Origin of the sequence: Staphylococcus croceilyticus, assembly GCF_002902575.1 — a bacterium.
Classification (GTDB): domain Bacteria; phylum Bacillota; class Bacilli; order Staphylococcales; family Staphylococcaceae; genus Staphylococcus; species Staphylococcus croceilyticus.
Genome location: NZ_PPRD01000085.1, coordinates 1 through 3,949 on the forward strand (window position 1 = coordinate 1; position 3,949 = coordinate 3,949).

Consider the following 3,949-nt stretch of genomic DNA (forward strand, 5'->3'; position numbering starts at 1 on the left):
ACTTACAGAGTTGTAATTTTGGGCCTTTCGCCTTACAATACCTCGAAATATATGTTTTTATATAATTGAGGTGAATAGATATGGAAGACTTAAGAAAAAGTTATTATCATAAACAAAGTGAATATTACGGCAATAAAAATGAAAATATAGCGTCATCAATTAGTTATTTGAGCGTATTTTTTGCTCCTATTATATTACCAATTATTATGTGGATTGTAGCTTCACCACCTGTTTCAACACATGCTCGAAAAGCACTATTTAATCATATTATGACATGGGTTTGTTTCGCATTAGTACCTTTCGCTTTAATGTTCTTTGCTGGAGGAATGAACAGTGCTACAACAAATGCAGATAGCTGGTTAGTATTTGGCAGTTGGGTTATAGCAATTATTCTAGTTGTAGCTGGAATCTATTTATTTATAGTGAATATCGTTAGAGGAATTAAATTATTATTAGTTTAATATTAAATAACAAAAAGCTATTACACTCAGAACTTAGAAAACTGAGGTAATAGCTTTTTCATTTGCATAAAAGAAATGTTGTTGCAGTAATAGTAACAGATAATTAGAAAATACAGTTATTGTTTTTTAGTAATGACGCTTTTAAGACTAAGAGAACTTACACCTAAGATAAGTGCTAATAATCCGACATATAGAGGGGTATTAGTGTCAGATTCACCAGACTTAGGCAAAGTTGATTGCGCTGTTGCGCCATTTACTTGTTGAGAATGTGATGTTTGTTTACTAAGAGTTGTTGATTGATTAGGTTGAATCGTAGTTGTTGAGTTCGAAACATTATTAGTATTTGATGTAGTTTGTTGTGCTTTTGTGTTTGTTGTAGATTCTTGTTGTTTTTGTTGAGGCATAGATGTTTGATGATTTGATTCTTTAACTAAACCTTGTTTTTCGGCATAACCATTAAAACCCATATCATTGTCTTCGGCATTTGATTTAGAAGGATCTTGTTGTTGATTTGATTGTTTAACTAAACCTTGTTGTTCAGGATAACCATTGAAGCCCATATCATTTTCCTCTGCGTTAGATTTGGAAGGATCTTGGGGTGTTGTCTTAGGTGAATTATTTTCAGGAAAATGATTACTAGAAGTGATAGGGTTACCGTTAGCATCGTGGTTAAACCCAGGGTCTACGTTGTTGTCGTTCTTAGAAGTAATAGGATTACCATCAGCATCGTGGTTAAACCCAGGGTCTACGTTGTTGTTGTTCTTAGAAGTAATAGGATTACCATCTGAATCATGGTTGAATTCCGCATCAGTAGTATTTTCTTCTGAATTTTCAGAGGTGTTATTACCTACATCATGATTAAACCCAGGATCTACGTTGTTATTTGCGTCAACATCATGATTAAACCCAGAATCTACGTTGTTATTATTCTGAACAGTAATCGGGTTACCATTCGCATCAGGATTAAATTGACTATCTGTATCGTTTGTTGCTGCAAATGCATGACCATGTGACAATAGTACAAGTGAAGAAGTTACAAGCGTTGTTCCAAAAGCATATTTAAAACCTCTTTTAATCAAAAAACTCACTCCTTAGTAATTATCATTCTTCATACATAAAGTTGATAATTTTAAAATTGTAAATATCATACTTATGTATATTTATAAACTAACATATTAAATTAAATACAACCTTAATATTATCTATCAACTAAATGACACTTTTGTCATATCTCAAAAAATACTCAGTTTATGTTAATCTTTATTTATTATTTGTGAAATTTAAAGGAGTGAAGTGATGAAGTTTCGTAATTTCACTGAAGAGGATCTGCCAACACTGATTGAATTAGAGAATAAAGGTTTTACGCCTGAAGAAGCGGCTACTCCAGAAGCAATAGAACAGCGTATTGAAATAATACCAGATACATTTATTATTGCTGAACAAGATGGAGAAATTGCGGGTTACATCAATGGACCTGTCATCCCCAACAATATATTACCGACGACTTATTTGAAACGATTAGACCTAATCCTGATATCGGCGGATATTTAAGTGTATTAGGATTAGTTGTTTCTGAAAAGTATCAAGGCCAAGGTCTAGGTGGACAACTTTTAAATCAATTTGAAAATTTAGCGAAACAACATAGTAGATTAGGCGTGACTTTAACTTGTAGAGAAGAACTTGTGCCTTTTTATGAAAAATATGGATATACAAATGAAGGGTTATCAGATTCTCAACATGCTGGAATTAAATGGTACAATTTGGTGAAAGAATTATAATATTTAGGTGATAAAATGAATATACTTGTAGTTATTGTAGTTTGGGTAATTTTAAGTGTTTTCTTTATCTTTTTAGGAATCAATTCAATTTTTAATGGTCTATCAGTCCCGTGGTCTAATATCATTTTCTTTTTTATACTTTGGTTAGTATTATCCTGTTTAATCATAGTGTTTTTTTATTTACGTCATAAATCAAAAAAAGAAACTCGAAAGTTGTTAGCAACCATGGAAGAGAACCCCACACATTCTTATGATGAAGGAGAATATTTTTATCAAACTCCTTTAATTATTTTTGATAATCTTAGAAAACCTATTTTGGGGAACAAACAAATGTCATATAAGCCTTTTTTTAATAATACGTTACAAAAATTAGTTAGCTTATTAGACTTTTTTGCTTTATTTGGTATTAAGTTAACTTCAGAAGATTATAATCTAGTAATTAAACGTATTAAATGGTGGCATCTACGTCCGCATCATAAGGTTTATTTAAATGAACAAGAAGTAGGTATACTTTTTCAGAAGAAACTATTCTCCAAAAAAGGTTTCCAAAAAATGCCTTATCAATTCATAGACAATCAAAAGTATTCTTACGTTTTCGAAAATCCTTTTTTCTCTCAAGAGACAGTAATCAAAAATGATGATAATCAAATTTTATTAAAAGGTAAACGCAGCTTTTTTGATATAGGGAAAAATGATAAAACCAACCAACTTGGCGAAACGCACAATTTGAAAGTGTCAGCAAATTATAGCGATTATCCAGAAGAATTATGGATTGCGTTATATATTCAAGTCATGGTTACTCAACAAACTATGAACTAATCAAACAACCTCTTTAGTCGATAATGACTAAAGAGGTTTAAGTTTATTCAAGATTTGAAACATCTACCTTTGAAACTTTACCATTTTCATCTAATAGGGGCGTAATACCGCCACCTGTACTTATCCAACTTGCTAAATATTGGATACCTGTTTCTTTGTCGGTTAAAATATAGCATCTAATATTATTTTCAGAACCAGCTTTTTCAACTATAAATCGATTATCTTCGGATTTTCCAAACATAATAATTCTTCCTCATGCCTTTATTTATAAGTACTATATCTTTAACAACCTCTTGCTAAACATCTAAGTTGACTCCTATACATGAAATTAAAATTTAAATGTTTAAAAATAAGCAATTTAAATAGGAAGGAAAAATTTAGAATAAAAGTTTTTTTGTAGGAAAATTTGTTTTGAATATTAGAAAAATCCTATGTTTAGACATAATTTTATGTGAAAGACAAATAAAGAGGGAGTTTAACTAAAAATAGTAGTTGCTAATTGTGGCGTGACAAATTTGTTATATTACAAATATTTTAGTATTAATATTCATAATCATGAATGGATAATGTGATAGTTGGAAGTATATGGAGATAAAATTTTACAATCGTTTGTTAATTTGTTGTTTTTAATACTTTAAAAATAAGCTTTAAACTTACAAATTGAACGTTATGTAAATTAAAAATTAATAATTGTTATTTTATGTTAATGTATAAAAAATAGTATAGTCACATCATTAAATGTTTCGATTTTTTAATAAATGGTTGAAAACAGTTTGTTAAATATGTTGCTATTTACATATAAATGATAATATAATAATGAAAATTATATCAAATTGTAGAAAATTAATTGGGATTTAATTAAGTAATAAATATTTGGAGATGAGATTATTA

General features: G+C 29.5%; 4 protein-coding genes and 1 pseudogene. 3 read left to right on the plus strand and 2 right to left on the minus strand.

What is annotated here, in order from left to right; all coding sequences use genetic code 11:
• The first annotated feature begins 80 nt into the window (after positions 1 to 80).
• Entirely contained in the window at positions 81 to 461 is a 381-nt protein-coding gene (locus tag CD128_RS09655) for a hypothetical protein (RefSeq protein WP_103329713.1), read from the plus strand.
• A 116-nt stretch (positions 462 to 577) separates the two neighbouring features.
• On the opposite strand, the gene CD128_RS09660 is transcribed toward CD128_RS09655, so the two are convergent.
• Positions 578 to 1,540: an LPXTG cell wall anchor domain-containing protein gene (locus CD128_RS09660; RefSeq protein WP_103329714.1), complete on the minus strand. Its 963-nt coding sequence runs from the start codon at positions 1,538 to 1,540 to the stop codon at positions 578 to 580.
• Between the two features lie 217 nt (positions 1,541 to 1,757).
• On the opposite strand from CD128_RS09660, the pseudogene CD128_RS09665 reads away from it, so the two are divergent.
• Both CD128_RS09665 and CD128_RS09670 read left to right on the plus strand, forming a co-directional pair.
• Positions 1,758 to 2,239 (plus strand): annotated as a pseudogene (locus CD128_RS09665) (GNAT family N-acetyltransferase).
• 15 nt (positions 2,240 to 2,254) lie between these two features.
• A complete protein-coding gene (locus tag CD128_RS09670; protein WP_103329715.1) occupies positions 2,255 to 3,058 on the plus strand; it encodes a hypothetical protein in 804 nt (267 codons plus the stop codon).
• A 43-nt stretch (positions 3,059 to 3,101) separates the two neighbouring features.
• Here the strand turns inward: CD128_RS09670 and CD128_RS09675 are convergent, their stop codons facing one another.
• Positions 3,102 to 3,299 (minus strand): DUF6440 family protein, encoded by a 198-nt coding sequence (locus CD128_RS09675; RefSeq protein WP_103329716.1) that lies wholly within the window; start codon positions 3,297 to 3,299, stop codon positions 3,102 to 3,104.
• Positions 3,300 to 3,949 lie beyond the last annotated feature (650 nt).